This window comes from Vibrio sp. 378 (assembly GCF_033339435.1).
Map to the genome: position 1 here is coordinate 1 of NZ_JAWOUO010000553.1, position 700 is coordinate 700.

Consider the following 700-nt stretch of genomic DNA (forward strand, 5'->3'; position numbering starts at 1 on the left):
CGCGATGTGCAAGCTGAGTGGGTACAGTTTTTTGAACCACAAGCTCTGTCAATTGAAGCGATCAAGCGCGTGCATGATGCGGAGTATGTTGACTTTCTGGCACAAGGTAATATGCCCGCCGCTAAAATGCGTCGAATCGGCTTTCCTTGGAGTGAAGCTCTGATCACTCGAACACTGACGTCAGCGGCTGGTACGCTTCTGACAGCCGAAAAAGCGTTTGAGCACGGTATCGCACTGCACTTAAGTGGTGGTTACCACCATGCGCACAAAGATTTTGGTAGCGGATTCTGTTTGTTCAACGATTTAGTGATTGCGGCTAAACACATGTTGGATAACGAGCACGTTGATAAGATTTTAATTATTGATAGTGATGTTCATCATGGTGATGGAACCGCCACCTTGTGCCAAGAAGAGCCGGACATCGTGACGCTCTCTTTTCATTGCGATAAAAACTTTCCTGCCAGAAAACCACAGTCTGATTTGGATGTTCCGTTAGCAAAAGGAACAGACGATGAAACATTTTTGATGACGTTTAAAGAGGTGGTCGAGATGGCGTTGAATCTCCATCGTCCAGATATGGTGATTTACGACGCTGGGGTAGATATTCATCAAGATGATGAGCTTGGTTACTTTGACGTATCGACTCAAGCAATTTTTGAGCGTGATCGTTTTCTTTTTCAACTGATGAAAAACAGAGGGA

General features: G+C 45.1%; 1 protein-coding gene. It reads left to right on the forward strand.

Annotated elements, in window-relative coordinates:
* Positions 1 to 700 (forward strand): histone deacetylase (locus R7Q48_RS27490; RefSeq protein ID WP_318133432.1); only part of this gene is annotated, 700 nt, incomplete at both ends.